The 26,895-nt window shown below is 63.4% G+C and carries 27 protein-coding genes and 1 pseudogene; 8 read left to right on the plus strand and 20 right to left on the minus strand.

What is annotated here, in order from left to right:
- Window positions 1-62: 62 nt before the first annotated feature.
- Window positions 63-932 (minus strand): acyl-CoA thioesterase II, encoded by an 870-nt coding sequence (locus MIC97_RS09660; RefSeq protein ID WP_183825043.1) that lies wholly within the window; start codon window positions 930-932, stop codon window positions 63-65.
- A gap of 101 nt (window positions 933-1,033) precedes the next feature.
- Between MIC97_RS09660 and MIC97_RS09665 the strand changes: the two genes are divergently transcribed.
- From MIC97_RS09665 to MIC97_RS09675, 3 genes are all read left to right on the plus strand, one after another.
- Window positions 1,034-2,299: a ubiquinone biosynthesis hydroxylase gene (locus tag MIC97_RS09665; RefSeq protein WP_239799842.1), complete on the plus strand. Its 1,266-nt coding sequence runs from the start codon at window positions 1,034-1,036 to the stop codon at window positions 2,297-2,299.
- Between the two features lie 39 nt (window positions 2,300-2,338).
- On the plus strand, window positions 2,339-2,800 hold the full coding sequence (locus MIC97_RS09670; protein WP_239799843.1) for a YbaK/EbsC family protein: 462 nt from the start codon (window positions 2,339-2,341) through the stop codon (window positions 2,798-2,800).
- 183 nt (window positions 2,801-2,983) lie between these two features.
- Complete coding sequence (locus MIC97_RS09675; protein WP_239799844.1) at window positions 2,984-3,421, plus strand: OsmC family protein; 438 nt, start codon at window positions 2,984-2,986, stop codon at window positions 3,419-3,421.
- Between the two features lie 71 nt (window positions 3,422-3,492).
- On the opposite strand, the gene MIC97_RS09680 is transcribed toward MIC97_RS09675, so the two are convergent.
- From MIC97_RS09680 to MIC97_RS09705, 6 genes are all read right to left on the minus strand, one after another.
- Complete coding sequence (locus MIC97_RS09680; RefSeq protein WP_239799845.1) at window positions 3,493-4,128, minus strand: DUF480 domain-containing protein; 636 nt, start codon at window positions 4,126-4,128, stop codon at window positions 3,493-3,495.
- A 119-nt stretch (window positions 4,129-4,247) separates the two neighbouring features.
- A complete protein-coding gene (locus MIC97_RS09685) occupies window positions 4,248-5,027 on the minus strand; it encodes a succinate dehydrogenase iron-sulfur subunit (RefSeq protein ID WP_183825058.1) in 780 nt (259 codons plus the stop codon).
- A gap of 11 nt (window positions 5,028-5,038) precedes the next feature.
- Window positions 5,039-6,847, minus strand: a complete 1,809-nt coding sequence (sdhA, locus tag MIC97_RS09690) for a succinate dehydrogenase flavoprotein subunit (RefSeq protein WP_239799846.1) — start codon at window positions 6,845-6,847, stop codon at window positions 5,039-5,041.
- A gap of 3 nt (window positions 6,848-6,850) precedes the next feature.
- Entirely contained in the window at window positions 6,851-7,246 is a 396-nt protein-coding gene (gene sdhD / locus MIC97_RS09695; protein ID WP_239799847.1) for a succinate dehydrogenase, hydrophobic membrane anchor protein, read from the minus strand.
- Window positions 7,243-7,665 (minus strand): succinate dehydrogenase, cytochrome b556 subunit, encoded by a 423-nt coding sequence (gene sdhC, locus MIC97_RS09700; protein WP_183825068.1) that lies wholly within the window; start codon window positions 7,663-7,665, stop codon window positions 7,243-7,245. Before sdhC ends, sdhD begins: the two co-directional genes overlap by 4 nt.
- A 230-nt stretch (window positions 7,666-7,895) precedes the next feature.
- Window positions 7,896-8,267 (minus strand): hypothetical protein, encoded by a 372-nt coding sequence (locus MIC97_RS09705; protein ID WP_239801084.1) that lies wholly within the window; start codon window positions 8,265-8,267, stop codon window positions 7,896-7,898.
- Window positions 8,268-8,639: 372 nt separating this feature from the next.
- On the opposite strand from MIC97_RS09705, the gene MIC97_RS09710 reads away from it, so the two are divergent.
- Window positions 8,640-8,999 carry a hypothetical protein gene (locus MIC97_RS09710; protein WP_239799848.1) on the plus strand — a complete coding sequence of 120 codons (360 nt, stop codon included), beginning with the start codon at window positions 8,640-8,642 and terminating at the stop codon, window positions 8,997-8,999.
- Window positions 9,000-9,076: 77 nt separating this feature from the next.
- Here the strand turns inward: MIC97_RS09710 and leuC are convergent, their stop codons facing one another.
- From leuC to MIC97_RS09735, 5 genes are all read right to left on the minus strand, one after another.
- Window positions 9,077-10,486 carry a 3-isopropylmalate dehydratase large subunit gene (gene leuC, locus MIC97_RS09715; RefSeq protein WP_239799849.1) on the minus strand — a complete coding sequence of 470 codons (1,410 nt, stop codon included), beginning with the start codon at window positions 10,484-10,486 and terminating at the stop codon, window positions 9,077-9,079.
- A gap of 314 nt (window positions 10,487-10,800) precedes the next feature.
- Entirely contained in the window at window positions 10,801-11,619 is an 819-nt protein-coding gene (locus tag MIC97_RS09720) for an amino acid ABC transporter permease (protein WP_239799850.1), read from the minus strand.
- A gap of 60 nt (window positions 11,620-11,679) precedes the next feature.
- Complete coding sequence (locus MIC97_RS09725) at window positions 11,680-12,477, minus strand: transporter substrate-binding domain-containing protein (protein WP_239799851.1); 798 nt, start codon at window positions 12,475-12,477, stop codon at window positions 11,680-11,682.
- Window positions 12,478-12,670: 193 nt separating this feature from the next.
- Window positions 12,671-13,204 carry a 50S ribosomal protein L19 gene (gene rplS, locus MIC97_RS09730; protein ID WP_239799852.1) on the minus strand — a complete coding sequence of 178 codons (534 nt, stop codon included), beginning with the start codon at window positions 13,202-13,204 and terminating at the stop codon, window positions 12,671-12,673.
- Window positions 13,205-13,430: 226 nt separating this feature from the next.
- Window positions 13,431-13,592, minus strand: coding sequence for a hypothetical protein (locus MIC97_RS09735; RefSeq protein WP_183825087.1), 162 nt, complete (start codon window positions 13,590-13,592; stop codon window positions 13,431-13,433).
- 152 nt (window positions 13,593-13,744) lie between these two features.
- On the opposite strand from MIC97_RS09735, the gene MIC97_RS09740 reads away from it, so the two are divergent.
- From MIC97_RS09740 to MIC97_RS09755, 4 genes are all read left to right on the plus strand, one after another.
- Window positions 13,745-15,652, plus strand: a complete 1,908-nt coding sequence (locus MIC97_RS09740) for a propionyl-CoA synthetase (RefSeq protein ID WP_239799853.1) — start codon at window positions 13,745-13,747, stop codon at window positions 15,650-15,652.
- A gap of 104 nt (window positions 15,653-15,756) precedes the next feature.
- Window positions 15,757-17,520 (plus strand): SLC13 family permease, encoded by a 1,764-nt coding sequence (locus tag MIC97_RS09745; protein WP_239801085.1) that lies wholly within the window; start codon window positions 15,757-15,759, stop codon window positions 17,518-17,520.
- An 82-nt stretch (window positions 17,521-17,602) separates the two neighbouring features.
- On the plus strand, window positions 17,603-17,902 hold the full coding sequence (locus tag MIC97_RS09750) for a hypothetical protein (RefSeq protein ID WP_239799854.1): 300 nt from the start codon (window positions 17,603-17,605) through the stop codon (window positions 17,900-17,902).
- Between the two features lie 161 nt (window positions 17,903-18,063).
- The gene (locus MIC97_RS09755; RefSeq protein ID WP_239799855.1) at window positions 18,064-18,780 is read left to right on the plus strand and encodes a YafY family protein; all 717 of its coding nucleotides are present in this window, start codon (window positions 18,064-18,066) and stop codon (window positions 18,778-18,780) included.
- Window positions 18,781-18,993: 213 nt separating this feature from the next.
- Here the strand turns inward: MIC97_RS09755 and MIC97_RS09760 are convergent, their stop codons facing one another.
- The 8 genes and pseudogenes from MIC97_RS09760 to MIC97_RS09795 form a co-directional block, all read right to left on the minus strand.
- Complete coding sequence (locus tag MIC97_RS09760) at window positions 18,994-19,794, minus strand: ABC transporter permease (RefSeq protein ID WP_183825100.1); 801 nt, start codon at window positions 19,792-19,794, stop codon at window positions 18,994-18,996.
- Window positions 19,794-20,975, minus strand: coding sequence for an ABC transporter permease (locus MIC97_RS09765; RefSeq protein WP_239799856.1), 1,182 nt, complete (start codon window positions 20,973-20,975; stop codon window positions 19,794-19,796). The genes MIC97_RS09760 and MIC97_RS09765 overlap by 1 nt, the downstream gene beginning before the upstream one ends.
- A complete protein-coding gene (locus MIC97_RS09770) occupies window positions 20,972-22,039 on the minus strand; it encodes an ABC transporter ATP-binding protein (RefSeq protein WP_183825106.1) in 1,068 nt (355 codons plus the stop codon). Before MIC97_RS09770 ends, MIC97_RS09765 begins: the two co-directional genes overlap by 4 nt.
- 93 nt (window positions 22,040-22,132) lie before the next feature.
- Window positions 22,133-23,107, minus strand: a pseudogene (locus MIC97_RS09775) (ABC transporter substrate-binding protein); the annotation flags it as partial.
- A gap of 517 nt (window positions 23,108-23,624) precedes the next feature.
- On the minus strand, window positions 23,625-24,224 hold the full coding sequence (locus tag MIC97_RS09780; RefSeq protein ID WP_239799857.1) for a cupin domain-containing protein: 600 nt from the start codon (window positions 24,222-24,224) through the stop codon (window positions 23,625-23,627).
- A 162-nt stretch (window positions 24,225-24,386) separates the two neighbouring features.
- Entirely contained in the window at window positions 24,387-24,836 is a 450-nt protein-coding gene (locus MIC97_RS09785; protein ID WP_239799858.1) for a RidA family protein, read from the minus strand.
- Window positions 24,833-26,044, minus strand: a complete 1,212-nt coding sequence (locus MIC97_RS09790) for an acyl-CoA dehydrogenase family protein (protein WP_239799859.1) — start codon at window positions 26,042-26,044, stop codon at window positions 24,833-24,835. The genes MIC97_RS09785 and MIC97_RS09790 overlap by 4 nt, the downstream gene beginning before the upstream one ends.
- 3 nt (window positions 26,045-26,047) lie before the next feature.
- Window positions 26,048-26,890: an enoyl-CoA hydratase family protein gene (locus MIC97_RS09795; RefSeq protein WP_239799860.1), complete on the minus strand. Its 843-nt coding sequence runs from the start codon at window positions 26,888-26,890 to the stop codon at window positions 26,048-26,050.
- Between the last annotated feature and the right edge of the window lie 5 nt (window positions 26,891-26,895).

Below are 26,895 nucleotides of genomic sequence, written 5' to 3' on the forward strand. Positions count from 1 at the left end.
CCATGCGCCCGCCGGCAATCGATGCGATTAATTTTTAGGCAGAAATATCAAGATGCACAAAATTAAGGCTTCTTGCGCAGGCGGATAAGCCCCTCCTGTGCGACGGAGGCGATCAGCGTTCCGTCACGTGCAAACAGCGCGCCCCGGGTGAAACCCCGCGCCCCTTGGGTCGAAGGGCTGTCCTGCGTGTAGAGGATCCAGTCGTCCAGCGGGTTCTGGCGATGGAACCACATGGCATGATCGAGGCTTGCAGCCTGGATGTCGCGGTCGAACACGGCCCGCCCATGCGCGAAGGTGGAGGTATCGAGCAGGGTCATGTCGGAAAGATAGGCCAGCACCGCGCATTGCAGTGCACGATCGGCCGGAACCGGGCCGGTGGTGCGGATCCAGATGTTCTGCTTCGGCTCCAGCTTTTCGCGGCTCGTATAGTGCTTGAGCATGACCGGCTTCATTTCCACCGGACGCGGCCGCTCCCAGTAGCGGCTTATTCCCTCCGGCACGCTGTCGCCGAAATGGCCGATCAGCTCCTGTTGCGTCATCAGCGAATCGGGTTCGGGAACGTCGAGCGGCATCGCCACCTGATGCTCCAGCCCCTCCTCATCCTGCTGGAAGGAGGCTTCCAGAGAAAAAATGGCATGGCCATGCTGGATCGCCACCACACGGCGCGTGGTGAAGGAACCGCCATCGCGGATGCGGTCGACCTCATAGACGATCGGCAGCTTGGTATCGCCGGGACGCATGAAATAGCCGTGAAGGGAATGCACATGGCGATCCCCGCCCACGGTGCGTTGCGCCGCCACCAGCGCCTGCGCGATGGTCTGGCCGCCGAACACGCGCTGCCAGTCGCTTTCGGGGCTGCGACCACGGAACAGATTGTGCTCCAGCCTTTCGAGGTCGAGAATGGAAAGAAGCTCGTCCATCGCGGTGATCATGAGTGGTCCCCTGCCTTATCGTGTTCTGTGATGTCCGACAGGATGGGCATGGCGTCAAGGCTGCTATATATCCTCAGGCAGCCGGTGAAGAAGGTTGGACGATGACGGTCAAGAGCAAAGCGACGAAAACAGCGGAAAAGCCGGCCGGTGCCGACAAGCTCGACATTCTGATCGCAGGCGCCGGATATGTGGGGCTGGCCAGCGCCATCGCCATGAAGCATGCCCGCCCGAATCTCAGGGTTGCCGTGGTCGATGCCGCCCCTGCCGACGCCTGGCAGAAGGACAACCGCGCCTCCGCAATCGCCGCTGCCGCCCGTCGGATGCTGGAGCAACTCGATGTCTGGCACCGCGTCGCACCGCAAGCGCAGGCGATTACCGAAATGATCATCACCGATTCACGCACGGCCGATCCGGTGCGGCCGGTGTTCCTCACCTTCGATGGCGAGGTGGGTGAGGGCGAACCCTTTGCCCACATGATCGCCAACCGCGACCTCAACGGCGCATTGCGCACGCGGTCAGCCGAACTTGGCATCGACATCATTCAGGGCGTGGGCGTGCAGGGGTTCGAAACCGATGGCGGCGGCATCACCGTTCAACTGGCGGATGGCGCTTCGCTGCGCTCCCGGCTGCTGGTCGCCGCCGACGGCGTGCGCTCGAGGCTGCGCGACCTGGCCGGCATCAAGACGGTGCACTGGGATTACGGCCAGTCCGGCATCGTCTGCACGGTGGCCCATGAACGCCCGCATAATGGCCGCGCCGTTGAGCATTTCCTTCCTTCCGGCCCATTCGCCATTCTGCCCCTGAAAGGCAACCGTTCATCGCTGGTCTGGGCTGAACGGACGGAAGAAGCCGAGCGGCTCGTCAATGGCGACGAAATGATCTTCGAGGCGGAACTGGAGCGCCGCTTCGGACTGGAACTCGGTGAAATCCGCGTCGAGAACAAGCCGCGCGCATGGCCGCTCGGGCTCACTCTCTCGCGCAGTTTCGTCGCCCCGCGCGTGGCGCTGGCCGGCGATGCCGCGCACGGCATCCACCCCATTGCCGGACAGGGCCTCAATCTCGGCTTCAGGGATGTGGCAGCACTTGCGGAAGTGATCGTCGAGGCCGACCGCCTGGGTCAGGACATCGGCGCACTCGACGTGCTGGAGCGCTATCAGCAATGGCGCCGGTTCGACACGGTGCAGATGGGCGTGACCACGGACGTTCTGACGCGGCTGTTCTCCAATGACAGCACCCCCCTGCGTTTCGCCCGCGACTTCGGTCTCGGGCTGGTCGAGCGCCTGCCCCGGCTGAAGGACTTCTTCATCCGTCAGGCCGCAGGTCTTTCCCCCCACACGCCAAAACTGCTCCGGGGCGAGCCTATCTGAAGCCTTTCCCATCATCGCAATCATTTGAGGAGGTGGCCCATGAGCCTTGAGTCCGTCCGTGCCTGGTTCAGCGAACATGCGCCCGACGTTGAAATCATCGTCACCGAGGAAAGCTCGGCAACGGTTGCGCTTGCCGCGGCGGCGCATGGCGTCGAACCTTCGCAGATTGCCAAGACCATCTGCCTCAGGGCCGCAGACCAGCCGCCCATGCTGATCGTCACCGGCGGCCTCGCCCGTATCGACAACCGAAAGTTCAAGGACAGGTTCAGCGGCAAGGCGCGCATGGCAGGCGCCGAGGAAGTGGTTGAACTCACCAGCCACCCGGTCGGTGGCGTATGCCCGTTCGGCCTGCCGGCCCCGCTGCCGATCTACTGCGATATCTCGCTGCGCGCATTCGCCGAGGTGGTGCCGGCCGCCGGCGCCACCAACGCCGCCGTGCGCATGGAAACCGAACGTCTGGCCGAACTGACCGGCGCCGAATGGGTGGATGTCTGCCAGTAAAAGCATCCCCCCGAAGGCGGTTCGGATCCGGAAAACGACGTAAGGCGAAGGCCTGAAGCAACGGCATCTGGCTGCATCCGGACGCGACGTGCTTCACGCAGCCTTGCCTTACAAAGCCGGCCGCGCGCACTATCTCCTTCATCAGGCAGGCGCCGCCTGCCGATCTGGCAGAAGGAGAAGATCATGAACCGTCACGCCACCGCCGTCTGGAAAGGCACGCTCACCGACGGAGCCGGCACGCTCGACACCCAGAGCGGAGCTTTCTCAGGGCAGCCCTATTCCTTCAAGGGCCGGTTTCAGGATGAAGCCGGCAAGTCGGGCACCAACCCCGAAGAACTGATCGCGGCCGCCCATGCCGGCTGCTTCGCCATGCAGCTTTCGCATTTTCTGGCCGAGAACGGCACTCCTGCCGAGGAATTGAAGGCTGAAGCCGTCGTCACCTACGGCCCGGCGGCAGGTGGCGGATTCGAGATCACCGAAAGCGCGCTGAAGTTGACCGGCAAGGTGCCGGGCATCGACGAGGCGAAGTTCCGGGAACTGGCCGAAAAGGCAAAGAGCGGCTGTCCCGTTTCAAAAGCGCTCGGTGCGATCAAGGTATCGCTCGACGCGAAACTCGCCTGAACCGCCCTTCCGGCACCACCCGGCATGAACAAAAAGCCCCGGAAATCCGGGGCTTTTTTCATGAAGCACTCTCAGGCGCCCAACGCGTCCAGCCGTTCGGTGAGCTGGCGTACCTGCTCCTCAAGCGCTGCAATGCGCGCTTCGAGCTCTGCATCCCCCGCTACCACCACCGGGCCCGATGCCGCGGAAAGGGCTGCGACATCGACCGGCCCGCACAGAAGATGCACATAGCGATCCTCACGCTGACCGGGACCACGGCCGATTTCCTGCACCAGCGGCGGACGCTTGCCGACCAGCATGTCGAGTTCGGTGCGCAGATCGTCGGCGGAGGCGAAGCGTGCAAGGCGCTCGGCGCGCGCCAGAAGCTCGTGCACCGTTTGCGGGCCGCGCAGCATGAGCAGGCCGAGCAGCGCCGTCTGCGGCACGGTCAGCGAGAATTTCTGCGCCATCAGATGTTCGTAGCGCTCCACCCGCGACGCGAAGATCTGGCGCACGAAACCCTTCTGCTCCAGCATCTTGAGGCCGCGCAGGACGTCCGGCTGGGTCAGCGCCATGACCGGATCGCGCGCAGTCTTCTGGTTCGCCGCCGCCAGAAGCGCATTCGATGTGAGCGGATAGACGTCCGGCGTCAGTTCCTTCTTCTCGATGAGACAGCCCAGAATGCGGGCCTCAAGGGCGCTCAGCTGCGGCAATCCTTCGCTATCCATCGCTTTGAACTCTCCGATCCAGACAAAAAAGCCGCCGCCGGGGTTCCGGCAGCGGCCTTGCTATAACCCATCGAAACCGGTGCGCAAACTTTTCGCGCCGGCTTTGAGGAATGCTGCCGTCAGACGCGGCGCTCCACCATCATCTTCTTGATCTCCGCGATCGCCTTGGCCGGGTTGAGGCCCTTGGGGCAGGTCTGCGCGCAGTTCATGATGGTGTGGCAGCGATAAAGCCGGAAGGGATCTTCCAGATTGTCGAGGCGCTCGCCCTTGGCTTCGTCTCGGGAATCGATCAGCCAGCGATAGGCCTGCAACAGCACGGCCGGGCCGAGATAGCGGTCGCCGTTCCACCAGTAGCTCGGGCACGAGGTCGAGCAGCAGGCGCACAGGATGCACTCGTAGAGGCCGTCCAGCTTCTCGCGGTCCTCGTGGCTCTGCAGCCATTCCTTGGCCGGTTCGGGCGAAACGGTCTGCAGCCACGGCTCGATCGATGCGTGCTGGGCATAGAAATTGTTGAGGTCGGGAACCAGATCCTTCACCACCTGCATGTGCGGCAGCGGATAGACCTTGATCGGCCCCTTGATCTCCTCAGAGCCCTTGGTGCAGGCCAGCGTGTTGGCGCCGTCGATGTTCATGGCGCATGAACCGCAGATGCCTTCGCGGCAGGAGCGGCGCAGCGTCAGCGTCGGATCGATCTTGTTCTTGATCCACAACAGGCCGTCGAGAACCATCGGCCCGCAATCGTCCATGTCGACGAAATAGGTGTCGATGCGCGGATTCTCGTCGTCGTCGGGCGACCAGCGGTAGATCCGGTACTCGCGCAGATTGGTGGCGCCTTCCGGTTTCGGCCAGGTCTTGCCCTGCCGGATCTGCGAGTTCTTGGGGAGCGTGAGTTCGACCATTTTTCAGATCCTCAATACACGCGCGCCTTGGGCGCGATCTTGGCCGGGTCGATGCCGCCGTCCTCTGGCTTGATCTGCGGCTCGGTTTTCACCGGGCGGTAGGAGAGCGTGACCTTGCCATCGGGGCTGAGGTGCGAAAGCGTGTGCTTGCGCCAGTTCACGTCATCGCGTGCCGAGAAATCCTCACGCGCATGGGCGCCGCGGCTTTCCTTGCGCGCTTCGGCGCTGACGACCGTGGTGATGGCGTTGGCCATCAGGTTTTCCAGCTCCAGCGTTTCCACCAGATCGGAATTCCAGATCATCGAGTGATCGAAAACCTTGATGTCCTTCAGTTCGCCCCAGATCTGGGCGATGCGCCTGCAGCCATTCTCAAGCGATTCCTGGGTGCGGAACACGGCAGCGTCTTCCTGCATGGCGCGCTGCATGCGCTCGCGGATGACGGCAGTTGGCGTCGAGCCGTTGGCGTGGCGCAGGCGGTCGAAGCGCTCCATGATCTTGTCGCACGCGGCAATGTTCAGGTCCGGCACCGGCGCCTTGGCGTCGACGACCTCGGCGGCGCGGATAGCAGCCGCACGACCGAACACCACAAGATCGATCAGCGAGTTGGAGCCGAGACGGTTGGCGCCGTGCACCGAGGCGCAGCCGGCCTCGCCAACAGCCATCAGGCCGGGCGTCACGCGATTGGGATCGTCGGCGGTCGGATTGAGCGCCTCGCCCCAGTAATTGGTCGGAACGCCGCCCATATTGTAGTGCACCGTCGGCAGCACCGGGATCGGCTCCTTGGTGAGGTCGACGCCGGCGAAGATCTTGGCCGACTCGGAGATGCCGGGCAGCCGCTCATGCAGCACGGCCGGATCGAGATGGTCGAGATGCAGGAAGATGTGGTCCTTGTTCTTGCCCACGCCACGGCCTTCGCGGATTTCCAGCGTCATGCAGCGCGAAACCACATCACGCGAGGCAAGGTCCTTGGCCGATGGCGCATAGCGCTCCATGAAGCGCTCGCCCTCGGAATTGACCAGATAGCCGCCCTCGCCGCGCGCACCCTCGGTGATCAGGCAGCCCGCACCATAGATGCCGGTCGGGTGGAACTGGACGAACTCCATGTCCTGAAGCGGCAGGCCGGCGCGTGCCACCATGCCGCCGCCGTCGCCGGTGCAGGTGTGGGCCGAAGTGGCCGAGAAATAGGCGCGGCCATAGCCGCCGGTCGCCAGCACGACCATCTTGGCCGAGAAGCGGTGGATGGTGCCGTCATCGAGGTTCCAGGCCACCACGCCGGTGCAGGTGCCGTCCTGATCCATGATCAGGTCGAGCGCGAAATACTCGATGAAGAACTGCGCATGGTGCTTCAGCGACTGGCCGTAGAGGGTGTGCAGGATGGCGTGGCCGGTACGGTCTGCGGCAGCGCAGGTGCGCTGCACGGGCGGGCCGTCGCCGAAATTCTGCATATGGCCGCCGAACGGGCGCTGATAGATCTTGCCTTCCTCGGTGCGCGAGAACGGCACGCCGTAATGCTCGAGCTCGTAGACGGCAGCCGGCGCCTCGCGCGCCAGATATTCCATGGCGTCGGTGTCGCCCAGCCAGTCGGAGCCCTTCACGGTGTCGTAGAGATGCCAGTGCCAGTGATCAGGCCCCATGTTGCGCAGCGAGGCGGCGATGCCGCCCTGTGCCGCGACCGTGTGCGAACGGGTCGGGAAAACCTTGGTGATGCAGGCCGTCTTCAGCCCCTGCTCGGCCATACCGAGCGTAGCGCGCAGGCCGGCACCGCCGGCACCGACGACGACGACATCGAATTTATGATCGACATAAGTATAGGCGGCCACGGGTCAGCCTCCGAATGCAAGCTTGAGCAGGGCAAAGATCGAAGCGATGCCGACTGCTGCGGTAAAGAAGGTGTTGAGGAGGAGGCACACCAGCTTGATGCCTTCGGCGTGAACGTAGTCCTCGATGATGACCTGCATGCCGAGACGCATGTGGTAGAGGCCGGAAACCAGCATGGCGACCATGACCAGCGCCACGGCGGGATGAGCGAGCGCTGTGCGCACCTCATCATAGCCCGCCCCATTCATCACGATCAGGAAGCCGACGAAGAACAGGAACAGCGGGATGTTGGCCACTGCGGTCAGACGCTGGCGCCAGAAATGCATGGTGCCTTCATGGGCGGAGCCCAGCCCGCGCACCTTGGCCAGCGGCGTACGCATATCCTTGCGGGAACGACTCATGCCCAGCCTCCCCGAACCATCAGGCCGACAACCCAGACCGCGATCGTCAGCACCACCGAGCCCACCACGGTCGCCCATGCGAGCTTCGAGGCCGTGTGCTTCTCAAGCGCAGCACCCGTATCCCAGATGAAGTGGCGGATGCCGCCCAGCATATGCAGCATCAGCGCCCATGTGTAGCCGAACAGGATCAGCCGGCCGATGATGGTGCCGAAAAGCCAGTTGACGTAGTCGAAGCTTTCTTTCGAACCGGCGGCGGCGATCAGCCAGAACGCGACCAGAACGGTGCCGACATAAAGCGCGCCGCCGGTAATGCGGTGCAGGATCGACGTGGTCATCGTGATCTTCGGCCGGTAGACCGTCAGATGCGGCGATAGCGGCCTTGGTCTCGGCTGCGCGTGGGTGGCTGGTGAACGGCTCATGGCTCCCCCAATTGAGCTCCACCGATACAGGCCGTCGGACGCATATGCGTCATGGCCGGCTCGGAAAGCGACTTTAAGGACAGCGGCGTTCTAGAACTCTTTTTGCACCGCGTCAAAGCCAGAAAACCGTTTCCTATTCATAATTTAGTCTGAACAATTCGATTCGGTGACATTCAACCGGTTAAGAAATTCAAGATCAGCAGCGCGAATACTTAAGTTGACAAAAATAGTCATCTTGTACAGGTGAGTGGAGGATGGCGTCCTTTGACCACCAGTGCCTCACGCCCGTCCAGCACAACTGCATCCACGCCCTTGCCGTAGCGGCTGCGCTGATTTGCCGGTGCGGCCGGCAGCTCTTCCTCTTCGTCCGGTCCCATGACCCGGATGGAACTGCCGAGATTGCGGATCGTCATCATTGAGCCGTCGGCACAATTATATGTGGAGGTAGAAGGTTGCGAGACCTCCTTCTCAGCCGTGATGGTCATCGATGTTTTCTCGCCGTCGGGACCGATCAGCGCCTTGTCTTCAGGCACTTTCGCATCCTGACCGGACACGCAGGCCGCGCAGGCGACAGGAAGAAGAACGAAAGCCACCCTCGCCATCCGGCACAGTTTCATGCGGTGATACCTCCAAGGGGAACCGAACCGGACTGCCAGAGCAAACATGCCCCGAGGCGGCATCCGGACGCGGATCAATTCGATCGTCTGCATCTGCAAACCGAACCATGCGCCCACGAGCGGTGGCGCGGCACGATGTAACCGCGCTCCCCTTTCAGGATCAAGGGAAACGCACGCCTTTCACGAGAAAGCGGTGGAGCACCTTGAAAACAGCCTTTGATATCAGCCACATAGGAAGCGTCTTCAGAAAAGCTGCCGCGCTCTTCTTCTGCCTCTTAACAAAGATTAAGAAATAGTTAATTCTGCATCCTGAATTCTTGCGGGGAAGCCCTCCCCGCAGTCCCGAAGGAGGCAGAAATGCCGCATATTCACCATCTGCTGCGTGCTGCGGGTTTCGGCCTTGCAGCGCTGTGCGCCGGGGCTGCCGTTCCCGCCAGCGCCTTTCAGAACAACGACCATGTCTACGCTGATTCGTTCGGCAATCTCGTGGTCGACAGTGCAGCCGGCTACAAGCGCATCGTCGTCGGGCAGGGCCATATGGCACGGCACATGGCTGCGAACACGACGACGGGTGAACCGCGTGTCGTCTATCTGAATGGAGCGGAACAGGATGCGGCATGGTCCGACTGCTACCGGCCGCCCGTCTTCGTCAAGGGCCGCAGCTACATGTACGGGCTCGCCGAGGGCGAGATGCCGGAACTGAGCCCCTGCCGCTAGAGCAGCCGGAGCAGCCAGAAAGAAAAAGGCCCCGCGCGGATCGCACGGGGCCTTTTCACATATGTGGATGGAACGGCTTACTGCCAGTCGCGAATGTCGACGAAATGGCCGGCAATCGCCGCGGCCGCCGCCATGGCCGGCGAGACCAGATGGGTGCGGCCCTTGAAGCCCTGACGGCCCTCGAAATTGCGGTTCGAGGTCGACGCGCAGCGCTCATGCGGCTTCAGCCGATCGTCATTCATGGCAAGGCACATGGAGCAGCCCGGCTCACGCCAGTCGAACCCGGCCTCGATGAAGATCTTGTCCAGCCCCTCGGCCTCGGCCTGCGCCTTCACAAGGCCCGAACCCGGCACGATCATGGCATTGACGCGCGGATTGACCTTTTTGCCCCTGGCAACCGCCGCAACGGCGCGCAGATCCTCAATGCGGCCATTGGTGCAGGAGCCGATGAAGACGCGGTCGATCTCGATGTCGGTGATCTTCGTGCCGGCCGTCAGCCCCATATATTCCAGCGCGCGCTTCTTGGAATTGCGCTTGTTCTCGTCCTCGATCAGCTCCGGATCGGGAACCGTGCCGGTGACGGACACCACGTCTTCCGGGGATGAGCCCCAGGTGACGATCGGCGGCAGCGAAGCTGCATCCAGCACCACGACCTTGTCGTAATGCGCGCCCTCGTCGGTCTTCAGCGTCTTCCAGTAATCGACCGCCATGTCCCACGCCTTGCCTGTCGGCGCGCGGGGCTTGTCCTTCACATAGTCGAAGGTGATCTCGTCGGGCGCGATAAGGCCGGCACGGGCACCACCTTCGATCGACATGTTGCAGACCGTCATGCGGCCTTCCATGGACAGCGAGCGGATCGCTTCGCCGGCATATTCGATGACATAGCCGGTGCCGCCGGCCGTGCCGATCTCGCCGATGATGGCGAGGATGATGTCCTTGGCGGTGACGCCATCGGGCAACTGCCCGTCGACGCGCACCAGCATGTTCTTCGCCTTCTTCTGGATCAGCGTCTGGGTGGCGAGCACATGCTCCACCTCCGAGGTGCCGATGCCATGCGCCAGCGCCCCGAAAGCGCCATGCGTCGAGGTGTGGCTGTCGCCGCACACGATGGTCATTCCGGGAAGGGTGAAACCCTGCTCCGGACCGATGATGTGGACGATGCCCTGCCGGCGGTCCTTCTCGGAGTAGTATTCCACGCCGAAGTCGGCGGCATTTCGGGCCAGAGCCTCGACCTGAATGCGGCTTTCCTCGTTCTTGATGCCGTTGACGCGGTCGGGCGAGGTCGGAACGTTATGATCGACCACGGCCAGCGTGCGCTCGGGATGGCGGACCTTCCGGCCGGCCATGCGCAGCCCTTCGAAGGCCTGCGGGCTGGTCACTTCATGCACGAGATGGCGGTCGATGTAGAGCAGGCAGGTGCCGTCTTCCTGGCGATCGACCACGTGATCGTCGAAAATCTTGTCATAGAGGGTGCGCGGTGCGCTCATTTGCGTAAATCCGTCGATAATGGAAAGGGAGGCCCTCAAGCCGGGCCGATGGCGATCAGGCGCGCTTTAGCGAAGTCGGCTTGTCGCCGAGCCTGAGACCCACGCAAAGAACCGTGCCGGCAGACGCTTCTTGTCCTGCAGCACGAACCCTTTGTAGCACGGGTCTCCAAACAGTTCTTCCATCACCCCTAGATACCAATCTTTTGCCGACACGGCAATTGCCCACGCACGCGCACCCTGCGGCCAGTGCGCGCGTCGGTTGATGGGGTCCGCAATGACGGCGCTTGCCGCAGATGATCAGGACGGGCTGCAGACTACGCGCCGCGCCCCTTGCGCATGCGCCGCTCCAGCGCCCTCAGCGCGAGCGAAAGGCTCAGCGTCAGCACGAGATAGATATAGGCCACGATCGCATAGGTCTCGAAGAAGCGGAACGAACCGGTGGCGTAGACCTTGCCCATCTGGGTGATATCGGCCACGCCGAGCACCGAAACCAGCGAGGAGTCCTTCACCATGGCGACGAAATCATTGCCGAGCGGCGGCAGGATGGTGCGGATCGCCTGCGGCAGGACGATCAGGCGGAAACGCTGGAAACGGCTCAGACCGAGCGCCTTCGCCGCCTCGATCTGCCCCGCCTCGACCGACTGGATGCCGGCACGGAACACTTCGGCGATGAAAGCCGAATAGCCGATGGTGAGAGCCATGATGGCGCGCCACAGCAGCGAAACGTCGCGCACATGCAATGGCTTCAGCAATCCGGCCTCCTGAAGGGAGGCCGTCAACGCATTCCACCCTGCGACAAAGGCAGGTGCCCCGACGAAGGCGATCCAGAACAAAAGGACGAGGATCGGCACCCCACGGATCACCTCGACATAGAAGCGCGAAATCTGGCGAAGCCATATCGATCCCGAAAGCCCCATCAGGGCGACGAGCAGCCCCAGGGTCGAAGCAAGGCTGAAACCGACCAGCGTGACGAATATGGTGATCCCGAGGCCCTGTATGACGGTCGAAAAGACCTGCGCATAAAGATCGTTGGTGGCCACGAAAACCGCAACAGCAACTGCAATCGCAGCAGCGACTGCAAGCCACCAGGGGAAATCAGCTTTCGTGCGCGGAGCGGTCGGGGGAGCCTGCATCTCGAAAATTCGGGAACCGGGCGTCCGGCATCAACCGGACAGCCGGCCCTGCCTGATCCGCTACTGGCCCATCCTGTAGTCGAGGAACCACTTCTTGTTCAGGGCATCGAGAGTGCCATCGGCCTTCATCGCGGCAATCACCGCATTGATGGGCGCAACGAGATCGGACCCTTTCTGGAAAATGAAACCGAATTCTTCATTGCCCAGCGGGCCGCCGATGATCTTCAGCTTGCCCTCCGAAGTATCGACATATCCCTGGGCGGCAACGCCATCGGTCAGCACCAGATCGACGTCGCCGGCCTTGAGGGCCTGCACGGTCGCGCCGAACGTCTCCAGCAGCTTGATGCGCGGATTCTGTTCGTTGCCGTCGAGAATATCGTAGACCGATACGAAGAACGGCGTGGTGCCGGGTTGCGCTGCGATCAGCCCGTCCTCGAAAGCGGCAAAGGACTTCTCGTCGGTAAAGCGGTCTTCATCGGCCCGAACCAGCATCCGCATTTCCGAATGCATGTAGGGATCGGAGAAGTCCACCTTCTGCTTGCGCTCTTCCTTAATGGTGATGCCGGTCATGCCGATATTGTATTCGCCATCGGACACCGCCTGCATCATCGCGTCCCACGACGTGTTCTGATATTCGACCTTGAAATTCAGGCGCTTCGCCATTTCCGCCATAGCGTCATATTCCCAGCCGATCTTCTCGCCCGTCTTGGGATCCACGAACTGCAGCGGCGGATAGGCATTTTCCGTCACCACCGTGATTGTTCTGCCGCCAAGATCGGGAAGCGACTGCGCCACGGCCGTCAGGGGCGAGACAACACAGGCCAGCAAACCCGCCAGTGCGATGGTAAACCTGTTCATGGGGCGCTCCGGTGTGGGAAAATTTTCAGATGAAATGGCTGGTATCAGCCAAGATTAGCCAACTGCCGGCCGCTTGCAAGACACGTCGTTCGCCGAAACGGTCAGCGGGCGAAAAAGCTCTGAAAGCTTCTGCATGGCGGGTACGAAAAAGGCGGCCGAAGCCGCCTTTCCGATATTTTTTGCTGAAAACAGCTTACTCGGCCGAAGCAGCCTCGGCGGCAGCGGCTTCCGCAGCGGCCTTTTCAGCAGCTTCCTGAGCGGCCTTCTCGGCAGCCAGAGCCTGCGCGGCGGCGACCTTCTCGGCCTCGATGCGGGCCTTCTCGGCGTTCAGCGCCTCGCGCTCGGCATCGTTGAGCTTGCGGGCGCGAACGCCCGTGTTCTCCGAGATGCGCGCGGACTTGCCGCGACGGTCACGCAGGTAATAGAGCTTGGCGCGGCGAACCTTGCCGCGACGCACGACGTCGACGCTTTCGACCATCGGCGAGTAGATCGGGAACACACGCTCCACGCCTTCGCCGTAGGAAATCTTGCGGACGGTGAAATTCTCATGCAGGCCCGAGCCCGAACGCGCGATGACGACGCCTTCATAGGCCTGAACGCGGGTACGGCTGCCTTCCGTGATGCGCACATTGACGCGCACGGTATCGCCGGGCTGGAATTCGGGAAGCTTGCGCTTTTCTTCGATCTTTGCGGCCTGCTCGGCCTCAAGCTGACGGATGATATCCATCTTTCAATCCACTTCTTGTTCTTCCGACAGCCAGAGCGCCCTGCACTCGCCGCAGCAGTACCATGACCGCTGGGCTATGCCGCCGACCGTGAAGGCCTTTGGCAGGGGCGGCTACACCGTCCTGTATTGACGGGTGACCCGGACCGGAAGACCCATTTCTCCGATCCGGTCGGGGCGATACACCATTCCGGCCGCTTTGTCACGGGGCAAGGCCCCTAATCTGCACTCAGCGGCCGTGACTGGCTGCCGCAGCCAGAGCCATCAGCCCCAGCGCCAGCACCGCCAGCTTCCAGAAATCCGCGCGTCGCCTCAGGCCGGGCAGGCCGAGCGGCTTGATCAGGTGAAACACCATCATCGCAAGGATCAGGAAGGCGAGGATCTTCGTCATGCCGCTTTTGAGCAGCCCCGGCCCGTTCTGTCAAAGCACTTGCACCTGCGGCAGTCCGTCTCCCCAATCCGGCCATTGGCCCTTAGTCAGATGGACGCCCATCTTCGCAGGGGCTACAAACCTGTCGAGGAGAATTGGGAGGTTCTTGAAACATGGTATCGCGTTATCATCAGGTCTATGCCGACTGGAAGCGGGACCCTGAAGCATTCTGGTCGCAAGCCGCGCGCGACATCGACTGGTTCACGCCCTTCGATAAAGTGTTCGACGCCGACGCCGGCGTTTATGGAAGCTGGTTTCCCGGCGCGACCTGCAACACCTGCTACAACGCGCTCGACCGGCACGTCGCCAACGGCCGCGCCGACCAGGCAGCGGTGATCCACGACAGCGCCATCACCGGCACGAAGCAGAGCCTGACCTATGGCGAACTGCTGCGCGAAGTGGTGGCGCTTTCCGCCGTTCTCGCCAATCATGGCGTGAGCAAGGGCGACCGGGTGATCATCTACATGCCGATGATCACCGAGGCTGTGGTGTCGATGCTGGCCTGCGCCCGTCTCGGCGCCATCCATTCCGTGGTCTTCGGCGGTTTCGCGGCGCGCGAACTGGCCACCCGCATCAACGACGCCCGGCCGAACCTGGTCATCGCCGCCTCCTGCGGACTGGAGCCCAACCGCATCGTCGCCTACAAGCCGCTGCTCGATGAGGCGATCGCGCTTTCGGAACACCGTCCGCAGCATTGCGTCGTGTTCCAGCGCGAGCAGCTTGCCTGCGACCTGATCGAAGGCCGCGACATCGACTACGCTGAAGCCGTGGCGCGGGAAAAGGAAGCCGGCACGCAAGTGCCCTGCGTGCCCGTCGCCTCCACCGATCCGCTCTATGTGCTCTACACCTCCGGCACCACCGGCCAGCCCAAGGGCGTGGTGCGTGACAATGGCGGCCACATGGTCATGCTGAAATGGTCCATGGAAAACGAGTTCGGCATCAGGCCGGGCGAAGTGTTCTGGGCCGCTTCCGACGTCGGCTGGGTGGTCGGCCATTCCTATATCGTCTACGCACCGCTGCTGCACGGCTGCACTACGGTCGTCTTCGAAGGCAAGCCAGTCGGCACGCCCGATGCCGGCACCTACTGGCGCGTCATTTCCGATCATGGCGTGGTCGCCCTGTTCACCGCGCCGACCGCCTTTCGCGCCATCAAGGGACAGGACCCGCAGGGCGAATTCATCGGCGAATACGACCTGTCGACCTTCCGCACGCTGTTCCTCGCCGGGGAGCGCGCCGACCCCGAGACCATCAAATGGGCCGAGCAGCGCCTCGGCATTCCCGTCATCGACCACTGGTGGCAGACGGAGACCGGCGCGCCGATCACCCAGAATCCGGTCGGCCTCGGCATGCTGCCGGTCAAATATGGCTCGCCCGGCGTTCCCATGCCCGGCTACGACATCAGGGTGCTGGACGAGGCCGGCCACGAGGTGCCACCCGGAACGCTCGGCAATGTCGTTCTGAAGCTGCCGCTGCCGCCCGGCTGCCTGCCGACGCTGTGGGAGGCGGAAGATCGCTTCCGCAAATCCTATCTCGATGCCTTCCCCGGCTTCTACAACACGGCCGATGCCGGCATCCTCGACGAGGACGGCTATCTCTTCGTCATGGCGCGCACCGACGACATCATCAACGTCGCCGGCCACCGCCTCTCCACCGGGGCGATGGAGGAAGTTCTGGCCGCCCATCCCGATGTGGCCGAATGCGCGGTGATCGGCATTTCCGACACGCTCAAAGGCCAGTCGCCGCTGGGCTTCGTGGTGCTCAATGCCGGTGTCGCCCGCGACACGGTCGCCATCGAGCAGGAAGTGGTGACGCTGGTGCGCGAGCGCATCGGGCCGGTCGCAGCCTTCAAGACGGTGCTGACCATCAAGCGCCTGCCCAAGACGCGCTCGGGCAAGGTGCTGCGCGCCACCATGCAGAAGATCGCCGACCGGCAGGAATGGAAGATGCCCGCCACCATCGACGATCCGGCAGTTCTCGACGAGATCGACGCGGTGCTGAAGTCGCGCGGAATAGGCCATTGAAAGCTGATGCCGCTTGACATGGGCATCGCGGCATAATCTTTCCCTGTTCAGACGGAAAAGCGCCGCCATGCGGCGTTTTTCTTCGCCGATCAGGAAAAATCATGCTGACACTGCCGCAGACCCTGTCATTTGCCGTCATCATCCTGATGATGGCGGCCTTCATATGGGGCCGCCTGCGTTACGATCTGGTCGCGGCCCTGTCGCTGCTGGCCGCCGTGGCGGTCGGCGTTGTGCCGTTCGAAGAGGCGTTTTCCGGCTTCAGCGACGACATCGTCATCATCGTCGGCAGCGCGCTGCTGGTGAGCGCCGGCGTCGCCCGAAGCGGCATCATGGAATTTGCACTGCAGCGCTATGCGCCGGGCGTCACCTCGGTGCGCGCGCAGCTTGCCCTGCTGGTCGTCACCGTCGCCATACTGTCCGCCTTCGTGAAGAACATCGGCGCGCTGGCGATCATGATCCCCATCGCCTTCCAGTTCGCTCGTCGCTCCGGTGTGTCGCCGTCCACCTTCCTGATGCCTATGGCCTTTGCCTCGCTGCTCGGCGGGCTGATGACGCAGATCGGAACCTCGCCCAACGTGGTGGTGTCGCGCCTGCGAGAGGAACTGACCGGCACGTCCTTCACCATGTTCGACTTCACCCCGGTCGGGCTGGCGCTGACGGCGGCCGGCTGCGTGTTCCTCACCCTGTTCTATTTCCTCGTGCCGGCGCGCGAGCGCAACGACAATGGCCTGAACGCGGCACTTGCCATCGAGAACTATTCGGCCGAAGCGCGCATCACCGCCACCTCAACGGTGGCGGGCAAACCCCTGTCGGCCCTGCTCAGGATTTCCGCCGGCGAAGCTGCCATAACGGCGATATTGCGCGCGGGCGGATTGCGGATCGCGCCGCTGCCGGACGCCATATTGCACGAAGACGACATCGTGCTGATCGAGGGCGGACAGGAAGCGCTCGACCGGCTGGTCGCGCAGGCAAAGCTCGAAGTGGGCGCAGGACGCGGCAAGGGCGCCGGGCCCGAAACCATGGCCGTGGAAGCCGTGGTCACCCAGAATTCCAGCCTCATCGGCTGGTCGGCCCAGCATCTGATGCTCTACGACCGTTTCAATGTGAATCTGCTCGCCGTCTCCCGCAAGGGCACGAGGCTCAACCAGCGGCTCGGCAGCATCACCCTCAATTTCGGCGACATCGTCATGCTGCGCGGCGACAGCCAGACCCTGCCGCAGTTCCTCAAGGATTTCGAGCTCCTGCCGCTCGCCGAAAGGCAGGTGCTGCTGGGCTCCGTGCGGCGCGGGCTGGTGCCGGTGTCGATCCTCGTCGCCGCCATGGGCGCGACCGCGCTCGGCCTGCTGCCGGTGGCGCTGGCCTTCTTCGCCGCCGCTGTGGCCATGGTGCTGTTTCGCGCCATTCCGCTGCGCGAGGCCTATGATGCGCTGGATGGCCCGATCCTGGTCATGCTCGCCGCCCTCATTCCGGTCAGCGAGTCGCTGCGCACCACCGGCGCAACCGATGTGATCGCAGCCGTTCTTGCTGATCTCGGCCACATGCTGCCCGGCTACGGCGCGCTGGCGCTCATGCTGATCGCGGCGATGATGGTCACGCCCTTCCTCAACAATGCCGCCACGGTTCTGGTCATGGCGCCGATCGCCGCAAGCTTCGCCGCCAATCTGGGCTACCGGCCGGAAGCCTTCCTGATGGCTGTGGCCATCGGCGCAGGCTGCGATTTCCTGACCCCCATCGGTCACCAGTGCAACACGCTGGTGATGGGCCCCGGCGGCTACCGCTTCTCAGATTATCCGCGCCTCGGCCTGCCGCTCTCCTTCATGGTCATCATCGTGGCCGTTCCGATGCTGATGCTGGTCTGGCCGCTATAGGCGGTTGTCTGCGCCGCTGCTGACAGAGAGCTGTCAGCAGCCCTGTGCGATGATGCTCCCTTCAGATTGCAAGGAGAGCCCCATGACCCGCACCGGCATTTTTTCCGCGCTTGCGCGCTACGTCGCATGGTCGCGCCTCCGTCGCAGACAGGTGCGAACCATACGCCTGCTGGCATCCCTGCCACCGGAAATCCAGGCCGACATAGGCTGGCCCGATTTCCATGTCGCAACGGACGGTTTCGTCCGCCTTCCTCCCGACAAAGGCCAGCCCGACTCCGCCGTGGCGCGGTTGCGCCCGCACACCGCGCTTCCCGGCACAGCCGCGCAACACCAGCAGGCGAGATGGAAACTGCCCTCGCTGCCGCCAAGGCGCGCCGCCTGACCGCGCCGTGTGCAGGGAGCCGGTGGCTGCTGACACCATGCTGTCAGCAGGGCTGTGGCAAAAGCAGCCGGGCCAGATAATGCTTGGCACGAGCCGCCCAAAGGGAGATTGTCAGGAACTGCCAGCAAGGGCTCGGGGGACAGACGCCGAGGGAGCGAACAATGCGCAGGGCCGACAGGCTTTTCCAGATCGTGCAGCATCTGCGCGGAGGCCGGCTGGTCACCGCCCGCAAGCTGGCGACCTGGCTGGAAGTGTCCGAACGCACCATCTATCGCGATATAGCCGACCTGCAATCGACCGGCGTGCCGATCGACGGCGAGGCGGGCGTCGGCTATCTGATGCGGGAAGGCTTCGACCTTCCGCCGCTGATGTTCACGCGTGACGAGATCGTGGCGCTGGTCGCCGGAGCGCGCATGGTGCGTGCCTTCGGAGGGGCCGCCATGGCACGGGCCGCCGACGAGGCGCTGGTGAAGATCGGCGCGGTTCTGCCGCAGACCGAGCGCGAGCGCATTGCCCGCACGGAGATCCACACCCCCTTATGGGTGCTCTCCGACAGCGCCCGCGAAGCCATCGACCTCATCGAGCGCGCCGTCGAAAAGCGGCAGGTGCTGACCCTCGACTACAGCGACGAGGCAGGGCGCGCCACGATGCGCGACATCCGCCCGCTCGGCCTGTGGTTCTGGGGCAAGGTGTGGACCCTGATCGCCTGGTGCGAGATGCGCAACGACTTCCGCGCCTTCCGCATCGACCGCATCACCTCACTGGTCAGGGCCGGGCGGGGTTTCCGGCCCGAGCCCGGCAAACAGCTCACCGATTTCTACCGCGCCGTCGAAGACAGCGAAACCTACGGCACCGGGCCGACGGCCCGGGGCATGTAAGCGCCACTGAAAGCGTGTCGCGATCTTTCAGATTCGCTCGTTACGCTTTCAGTTGCTGTTTTTACGCATGTCGTTATCCCCAAACCGGTTCCCACTTTCCCGCGCCATGCTTTATAGCCGTTCAGCGTTTCACGAAATCGCTGAACGGCTATAAGTCTTTGTTTTGGCGCGTTTCCGAACCGGAAAAGTGTTTCCACTTTTCCTGGAAACGCTTTAGGCTTCCGCCGGCTGCTTCAGCCTTTCGGTGCGCCGCCTGACCAGCACCGCCACCGCCGCAATCAGCAGCGTGCCGATGATGAACAGGAAGGCGGCAGCGGCAATCGCGGGGCTGATGTTCTCGCGGATCGAGGAAAACATCTGCCGCGCCAGCGTGCGCTGGTTGGGACCGGCGACGAACAGCGTCAGCACCACCTCGTCAAGCGATGTGGCGAAGGCGAACACCGCGCCCGACAATATGCCGGGCAGCGCCAGCGGCAGGGTCACGCGACGGAACACTGTCAGCGGCCCCGCGCCCAGACTGGCAGCGGCCCGCTCGACCCGCCTGTCGATGCCGGCGAGCGAAGCCGTTACCGAAACCACGACGAAAGGCACCGCCACCACCGAATGCGCCGCGATGACGCCGGCATAAGAGTTGGCGAGGCCCAGATGCACGAAGAACACCTGCATGCCGACGCCCAGCACCACCGCCGGCACCACCATCGGCAGCAGGAAGGCGGTGCGGAACAAGCCCGGAAGCACCAGCCCGGCATTACGCAGCCCCAGTGCCGCCAAAGTTCCCAGAGTTCCCGCCAGCAGCGTCGTTCCCGTGCCGATGATCAGGCTGTTGACGATCGACATGCGCCACACATCGGCGCTGGCCAGCTCATCGAACCAGCGCATCGAATAGCCGGGAATGGGATAGGTCAGAAACACGCTTGAGGTGAAGGCAAGCGGCAGGATGGCGATGAGCGGCGCGATGAGAAAGACCACCGCAGCGATCGCGAACACCAGCCTGACGAGGTTCGACGCGCGCATCAGCGGCCTCCCGTACGGTCAGCGGAAAGACGGCCATACACCGTGTAGAGTGCCAGCGTGGCGACCAGCAGGATGGCGCCCAGCGCGCCCGCCATGCCCCAGTTGGCTGAGCCGATGGCGTAGAAGGCGATGACCGAGGAGATCATCTGGTCCTGCGCGCCGCCGATCAGTGCGGGCGTGATATAGTAGCCGATAGCGGTCATGAAAACGAGCAGCGAGCCCGACACCACGCCGCGCAGCGACAGCGGCAACAGCACCCGCAGAAAGGCCCGCCACGGCGGCGCACCAAGAGAGGCAGCTGCCGGCATCAGGTTGCGCGGGATCGACAAGAGCACCGAATAGATCGGCAGCACCATGAAGGGTAAGAGCACATGGGTCATGGCGATGATAACGCCCAGCCGGTTGAAGATCAGCGGCAAAGGTCCGCTGATGAGGCCAAACGACATCAGCATGTCGTTGATCAGCCCCTTCTCCTGCAACAGGATGAACCATGCGGCAGTGCGCACCAGAAGCGAAGTCCACAGCGGCAGAAGCACAGCGCCGAGCAGGAGCTGGCGTTTCCACCCATCGACGGACGCCACCAGCATCGCATAGGGCAGACCGATCAGCGCACAAGCCAGCGTCACGAGGGCACCGATGCCGAGCGTGCGCAAAAGGATTGCGCTGTTGGCGGAAGCTTCCGCCGGCAGGGCCGTGATCTTGCCACTGGCATCGCGCTCATAATCCAGCGCCGCCAGCAGATAGCGGTCGGTGTAGGGGTTCGTGGAATCGGCGACAGCGCGCCAGAAGCGTATATCGGACCAGCGCTTGTCGATGGCGACCAGATCGACCGGCCCCTGCGGCTGATCTTCCAGCGCCCGCGTGGTGCGGCTCATCAGCGTGCGGAAGCCATTCTGGGCGCTGTTGAGGCGGCGCACCGCATCGCCCAGCAATTGCTGGTCGTCAATGGCCCGCAGGTCGTCCACGAAAGCCTGCTTCAGCTCTTCGGGCGGATCGGACTGCCGGTCCCAGTCGCCCGCCACATCGGCGGTGAGCGGAAAGGCGCGCGAACCCACCGGATCGGAAACCGATTCCTTGAGCATCGTGGCCAGCGGCCAGGCGAAGAAGATCGCCAGGAACAGCACCAGAGGCGCGACCAGCACGAGTGCCGTCAGGCGTCCCTTGAACGAGGTCTCGCTCATGCCGGCAGCATCCAGCAATCGGACGGGGCGAAGGACACGACGACCTTGTCGCCGGGATTGAATTCGGCCGTCTTGCGGTCTGCCTTGGCGATGAAGCCGAAAGCGCCGTCATCAAGCTGAATGCGCAGATGATCGCCATGATAGACGGCGTCGGCCACGGTCGCCGGATAGGCGTTCTGCGAGCCGGCATCCGTGCCGAGCCGGATGCGCTCCGGCCGCACCGACACGAGGATCCGGCCAGCGTCGGCACGAATATCGGAGGGCTGCACGCGGATGGTGCCGCCGCCGTCCAGCTTGACCGTCGCACCGGCATCGCCGGCTTCGGCGAGCGTTCCCTCGACGAGGTTGGTCTCGCCGATGAACTGCGCCACGAAGCGCGACCGCGGCTGATCATAGATTTCGCGCGGGCTGCCGATCTGCTCGATCTTGCCCCGGTTGAACACCGCGATGCGGTCGGACATCGTCAGCGCCTCGGACTGGTCGTGGGTCACGAACACGATGGTGAGGCCAAGCCGCTTGTGCAGGGCGCGGATGTCGAGCTGCATCTGTTCGCGCAACTGCTTGTCGAGCGCGCCGAGCGGCTCGTCCATCAGCACGACGGAAGGCTCGAACACCAGCGCCCGGGCCAGCGCCACGCGCTGCTGCTGGCCGCCGGAGAGCTGCACCGGGCGGCGGTCCTTCATGGCGCCGAGTTGCACCATGTCGAGCGCGCGCGTGACCTTCTCCTCGATCTCGGATCGCGCAACACCGCGCATTTCCAGCGGAAAGGCCACGTTGGCCGCAACACTCATATGCGGAAAGAGCGCATAGTTCTGGAAAACCACGCCCATATTGCGCTTGTGCGGCGGCAGATGGTCGACGCGCCGGCCGCCCACCGAGATGGTGCCGCCGCTCGGCGCCTCGAAGCCCGCCAGCATCATCAGAATGGTGGTCTTTCCCGACCCCGAGGGGCCGAGCAGGCTGAGGAACTCACCCTGAGCGATGTTCAGGTCGAGATCGTCTACGACGCGCAGCGTGCCATAGGCCTTGCTGACTTTTTCAAAGCGGATGTCCGACTGGCTCAAGGATGATCACCGCCCAGGAAAGCGGCCCTCTGCAAAAAGGGAATGGGACACGGGACCATAGCAGTCCCGTGCCGTCTTTCATCGAAGTGGCCGTTACTGCGCCAGCCAGGCGTTGAAGCGCTGGGTCAGGGCCTCGGCATTGTCGATCCAGAAATCGACATCGATCGCCAGAGCGTCCTTCATGTTTTCAGGCTCGGTCGGCAGGTCTGCCTTGTATTCGTCCGGCACGATCGCTGCCGCATCCTTTGCCGGCAGACCATAGGCCACATACTGCGGCAGCTTGGCCTGATTTTCCGGCTGGCTGGCGAAGGCGATGAAATCCATGCCGGCTTCCTTGTTCTCGGCATCCTTGAGGATCGCCCAGCTGTCCACGGCATAGATCGAGCCCGGCCACACCACCTTGAACTTGCGGTTTTCCGAACGATTGATGCCGGTGATGCGGCCATTATAGGCGGAAGCCATCGCCACCTCGCCGGATGCCAGGAACTGCAGCGGCTGGGCGCCGGCTTCCCACCACACAATGTTGGGCTTCAGCTCCTCAAGCTTTTTGAAGGCGCGCTCCACACCCTCGTCGGTGGCGAGCGTGTCGTAGACGTCGGCGGGGGCAACCCCATCGGCCATCAGCGCGAATTCGAGCGTGTATTTGGGTCCCTTGCGCAGCGAGCGCTTGCCCGGGAACTTCTCCACGTTCCAGAAATCCGCCCAGGACTGCGGCCCGTCGGCGATCTTCTCGGAATCATAGGCGATCGCCGTCGACCAGACGATCGCGCCGACGCCGCATTCGTTCACGGCCGAAGGAATGAACTTGTCCTCCCCACCCAGCTTTGCCCAGTCGATCTTTTCGTAAAGGCCGTCGGCGCAACCCAGCGCCAGTTCCTCGACCTCGACCTGCACGACATCCCAGTTCGGGTTGCCGGCCTTCACCTTCGCCTGCAGCACGCCGATACCGCCATCCCAGGCCTCGTCCAGAAGCGGCTTGCCGGTCTTTTCCGCATAGGGCTTGAAATAGATTTCGCGCTGCGCGTCCTGATAGGTGCCGCCCCATGACACCACGGTGAGGTCGCGGGCCTGAACCGGCGACATCATGCCCATCGTTGCGGCCATCAGGCCGCTGATTGCCAGAATTCCCGTCAATTTACGCATGCTATCTCCCATTTTGGCCAGGTTGTTGTTTTCGTATGCCTGAAGCCCTCAGCGACAATCCAAAGACCGTCGCGGAAAACTGTCAAGCATTTCGGATCAGATAAGGAGGGCCGGACAGGACCCGACCGCTTTTCGCTCTGTTGCGGAAGAAGGCGCAGCGCCCCCTGGCGCATCACCAGATGAACGGATGCGGCCGGCCCGGACCAAAGCACCGCTCTGCACGAGGCAGACCGTTTGCGACGGCATTTCACCATGCTTTGCAATCAATGCAGTCGTCTCCTCAGCCTGCCTTGCGGGGCCCGGATCCCGATGTGCCGCGATGCAGGCCTCCATTCCTGCCGCGCCCCAGATGCCGCCATATCGGCGACATTGCCCCTACAGAATTCCTAACACCGTTCAAAATTTTGCGCAACATACCGCTCAATATATTGAGCGCCATTAGTCAAAGGTAGGGGGGTGTACAGGCAGAGATGACGATGGTGACGCCCTCGGAGGCATTGCGAAACCGGTGCGGCAGGCGGCTGTCGAACAGATAGGATTCGCCCGCCTTCAGAACCCGCACATCATCGCCGACGGTAAGCTCCAGTTCTCCCTCCACCACATAACCACCCTCGGTGGAGAAATGCGCCAGCATGGCTTCGCCGGTATCGGCGCCGGGCTCATAGATCTCGTGCAGAATCTGGAGGTTGTAGGCGCGCGCATCGCCGATCTGGCGCAACGTCAGGCGGCCCTCCCCTTTGTTGATGGCCCCTTTGTCGATAGCCCGCGCCGTGACACGCGAGGTAAGATCCTTGAGATCGTCGGCGCCGAAGAAGGGCCCATGCCGCTGGCGCTGATCGTCCTCGAAAAAGTCCGACATCGACACGTCGAGACCGCCCAGTATCTTGCGCAGCGTGGCGATGGACGGGCTCGACTTGTTTTTCTCGATGATCGAAATCTGGGCATGCGGCACACCCGCGCGCCCCGCCAGTTCGCGCTGCGACAGGCCAGCGGCTGCGCGCAGCGCCTTGAGCCGCGCGCCGATATCGAATTCCTCTGTCATGCCTGTCCCGATCCCGGCAGATTGTTCCACTCTGGTCAAAATATAGAACAGTTCGGGGCGGGGAAAAAGAGCAGGCAAGCCATTTTGACAGCACAGGCAGAAGAACGGCTTACACCGCCGGCCGGGTCAGCCCGGCCATCGGGCGGGCGGCAGGCGAGCCGCTTAGTCCGGGATAACCGCCGTCGCCTGTATCTCGACCAGCGCCTCGTCCTCGATCAGGCCCGACACCTCGACCACGGCCATGGCCGGGAAGTTGCGTCCCATCGTGGCCTTCCACGCGGCGCCGATTTCCTTCAGCGAAGCCGAATATACCTTCTTGTCGGTGACGTACCACGTCATGGTGGTGATGTGCTCGGGACCCGCGCCGCCTTCGCGCAGTATGGCGAGCACGTTTTCCAGCGTCTGCCTGATCTGGCCCGGCAGATCGTGCGCCTCGAACTTCATCTGGCCGTTCCAGCCGATCTGGCCGCCGACATAGATGGTGCGTCCGCGCGCCTCGATGCCGTTGGAATAGCCGACCGGCTTGTCCCAGCCTTCCGGGTGCAGAATGCGGTGCGGGGTACGGGGCAAGGTTGCGGGCGGGGCCTGCTCTGCGGGCTTGGTCTCGCTCATGACGACTCCTGTCTCGATAGTTTCACCAGCTCGCGGCCGATGATCAGCTTTTGCACCTCGGTGGCGCCTTCGTAGATTCTGAGCGCCCGGATCTCGCGATAGAGCCGCTCCGTGATGTTGCCGACCTGCACGCCGCGCCCTCCGAACATCTGCACGGCCTGGTCGATCACCCATTGCGCGTTCTCGGTGGCGGTCAGCTTGGCCATGGCCGCTTCCTTCGTCGCAGGCAGCTTCTGCACGTCGCGCCGCCATGCGGTGCGCGCCACCAGAAGTGCTGCCGCATCAATGGCCGTCGCCATTTCACCCAGCGTGCTCTGTGCCGTCGGAAGATCGGCCAGCGTGGCCCCGAACATGTTGCGGGCCCCGGCATGGGCGACAGCCTCAGCAAGCGCCCGGCGCGCGAAGCCAAGCGCGGCAGCGGCTACCGAAGGCCGGAAGATGTCGAGCGTGCGCATGGCGATCTTAAAACCTTCGCCCGGCGCGCCCAAAAGCCGGCTTGTCGGAATGCGGCAGTTCTCGAAGCGAATCAGCGCCAGCGGATGCGGGGCGATGGTCTCGATGCGCTCGGCGATGATGAAGCCGGGCGTATCGGCATCGACGACGAAAGCCGAAATGCCACGCGTGCCGGGTGCCTCGCCGGTGCGGGCAAAGACCGTGTAGACATCGGCAATGCCGCCATTGGAAATAAAGATCTTCTCGCCATCGAGCACATAATGGTCACCGTCACGGCGGGCAGAGCAGCTCATTGCCGCCACGTCCGAGCCGGCGTCGGGCTCGGTCAGCGCGAAAGCCGAAATCAGTTCGCCCTTCGCGATCTTCGGCAGGATCTGCTGTTTCAGTTCCTCGCTACCCGAGAGGCTGATGGCCCCCGTGCCAAGTCCCTGCATGGCGAAGGCGAAATCGGCCAATCCGTCCTCATGGCCAAGCGTTTCACGCAGAATGCACAGGGAGCGGCTGTCGATCTCCGGCGAGATGCCGCCATAAGCCTCAGGCACGCAATGGCGCAGGAAACCGGCAGCGCCGAGTTTCTTCACCAGCGTCTTGCAGGCGGCGTCGGCATCGCCGTGGTCGATCTCACCAAGCCCGCCGGCAGCGATGAAGGCGTCTGCCTCCGCCGCCAGCGCCCGATGCCCGTCGCCGTAGAAGGGCCAGTCGAGATGGTCGCGCGGCGGCGGCTTGGCCGGCGCTGGAGTCGAGGAATGCGCCATGGCTCAGTTCCCCTTGAAATCGGGCTTCGCCTTGGCCGCGAATGCCTCGAAGGCACGGCGGAAGTCGCCGGTCGCCATGCAGATCGCCTGCGCCTGCGCTTCCGATTCCAGCATTTCCTCGATGCCCATCGACCATTCCTGATCGAGCATCTTCTTGGTCATGGAATGGGCGAACCACGGACCGTCCGCTAGCCTGCGGGCAAAGGCCTGCGCCTGCCCCAGAAGCGCATCGCGCTCGGCAATCTCGTTGTAGAAGCCCCAGTTATGGCCTTCGGCCGCTGTCATCACACGGCCGGTGAACAGAAGCTCCGCCGCCCTGCCCTGCCCGATGATGCGCGGAAGAATGCCGCAGGCGCCCATATCGGCCCCGGCCAGCCCGACGCGCGTGAACAGGAACGCGGTTTTCGCCTCCGGCGTGGCAAGGCGATAATCGGACGCCATGGCGAGGATCGCACCCGCACCCGCACAGATGCCGTCCACGGCGGCGATCACCGGCTGCGGGCAGGCACGGATCTGGCGCACCAGATCGCCGGTCATGCGGGTGAAGGCCAGAAGGTCGGGCATCTTCATGGCCGTCAGCGGCTCGATGATCTCGAACACGTCGCCGCCGGAGCAGAAATTGTTGCCCTCGCCGGTCAGCACCACGCAGCGCACATCGCTGGCGCGCGCCAGCGCCCGGAACAGATCGCCCAGCTCCTCGTAGCTCTCGAAGGTGAGCGGGTTCTTCTTGTCCGGCCGGTTGAGCGTGATCGTTGCCACGCCCCCGTCCTCATCCGTCTCAAAGCGGAAATGCTTCGGCTGGAAATTCCGGAACGGCCGGAGCTTGGCCTGCATGGCATTGGTCATGACAA

This window comes from Aquamicrobium sp. NLF2-7 (assembly GCF_022359935.1).
GTDB classification, from domain to species: Bacteria; Pseudomonadota; Alphaproteobacteria; order Rhizobiales; family Rhizobiaceae; genus Mesorhizobium; species Mesorhizobium lusatiense.

Coding starts and splice junctions, on each gene's coding strand:
- rplS (WP_239799852.1), bottom strand. CDS start 13,204: ATGGATATCATCCGTCAGCTTGAGGCCGAGCAGGCCGCAAAGATCGAA.
- MIC97_RS09765 (WP_239799856.1), bottom strand. CDS start 20,975: ATGAGCGAGACCTCGTTCAAGGGACGCCTGACGGCACTCGTGCTGGTC.
- sdhD (WP_239799847.1), bottom strand. CDS start 7,246: ATGAGTCGTTCCCGCAAGGATATGCGTACGCCGCTGGCCAAGGTGCGC.
- MIC97_RS09725 (WP_239799851.1), bottom strand. CDS start 12,477: ATGAACAGGTTTACCATCGCACTGGCGGGTTTGCTGGCCTGTGTTGTC.
- MIC97_RS09735 (WP_183825087.1), bottom strand. CDS start 13,592: ATGACGAAGATCCTCGCCTTCCTGATCCTTGCGATGATGGTGTTTCAC.
- MIC97_RS09660 (WP_183825043.1), bottom strand. CDS start 932: ATGATCACCGCGATGGACGAGCTTCTTTCCATTCTCGACCTCGAAAGG.
- MIC97_RS09755 (WP_239799855.1), top strand. CDS start 18,064: ATGCGCAGGGCCGACAGGCTTTTCCAGATCGTGCAGCATCTGCGCGGA.
- MIC97_RS09760 (WP_183825100.1), bottom strand. CDS start 19,794: ATGCGCGCGTCGAACCTCGTCAGGCTGGTGTTCGCGATCGCTGCGGTG.
- sdhC (WP_183825068.1), bottom strand. CDS start 7,665: ATGAGCCGTTCACCAGCCACCCACGCGCAGCCGAGACCAAGGCCGCTA.
- MIC97_RS09705 (WP_239801084.1), bottom strand. CDS start 8,267: ATGGCGAGGGTGGCTTTCGTTCTTCTTCCTGTCGCCTGCGCGGCCTGC.
- MIC97_RS09790 (WP_239799859.1), bottom strand. CDS start 26,044: ATGGCGCATTCCTCGACTCCAGCGCCGGCCAAGCCGCCGCCGCGCGAC.
- MIC97_RS09685 (WP_183825058.1), bottom strand. CDS start 5,027: ATGGTCGAACTCACGCTCCCCAAGAACTCGCAGATCCGGCAGGGCAAG.
- MIC97_RS09710 (WP_239799848.1), top strand. CDS start 8,640: ATGCCGCATATTCACCATCTGCTGCGTGCTGCGGGTTTCGGCCTTGCA.
- MIC97_RS09750 (WP_239799854.1), top strand. CDS start 17,603: ATGACCCGCACCGGCATTTTTTCCGCGCTTGCGCGCTACGTCGCATGG.
- MIC97_RS09680 (WP_239799845.1), bottom strand. CDS start 4,128: ATGGATAGCGAAGGATTGCCGCAGCTGAGCGCCCTTGAGGCCCGCATT.
- MIC97_RS09780 (WP_239799857.1), bottom strand. CDS start 24,224: ATGACAGAGGAATTCGATATCGGCGCGCGGCTCAAGGCGCTGCGCGCA.
- MIC97_RS09740 (WP_239799853.1), top strand. CDS start 13,745: ATGGTATCGCGTTATCATCAGGTCTATGCCGACTGGAAGCGGGACCCT.
- MIC97_RS09670 (WP_239799843.1), top strand. CDS start 2,339: ATGAGCCTTGAGTCCGTCCGTGCCTGGTTCAGCGAACATGCGCCCGAC.
- MIC97_RS09665 (WP_239799842.1), top strand. CDS start 1,034: ATGACGGTCAAGAGCAAAGCGACGAAAACAGCGGAAAAGCCGGCCGGT.
- leuC (WP_239799849.1), bottom strand. CDS start 10,486: ATGAGCGCACCGCGCACCCTCTATGACAAGATTTTCGACGATCACGTG.
- MIC97_RS09720 (WP_239799850.1), bottom strand. CDS start 11,619: ATGCAGGCTCCCCCGACCGCTCCGCGCACGAAAGCTGATTTCCCCTGG.
- MIC97_RS09675 (WP_239799844.1), top strand. CDS start 2,984: ATGAACCGTCACGCCACCGCCGTCTGGAAAGGCACGCTCACCGACGGA.
- MIC97_RS09795 (WP_239799860.1), bottom strand. CDS start 26,890: ATGACCAATGCCATGCAGGCCAAGCTCCGGCCGTTCCGGAATTTCCAG.
- MIC97_RS09785 (WP_239799858.1), bottom strand. CDS start 24,836: ATGAGCGAGACCAAGCCCGCAGAGCAGGCCCCGCCCGCAACCTTGCCC.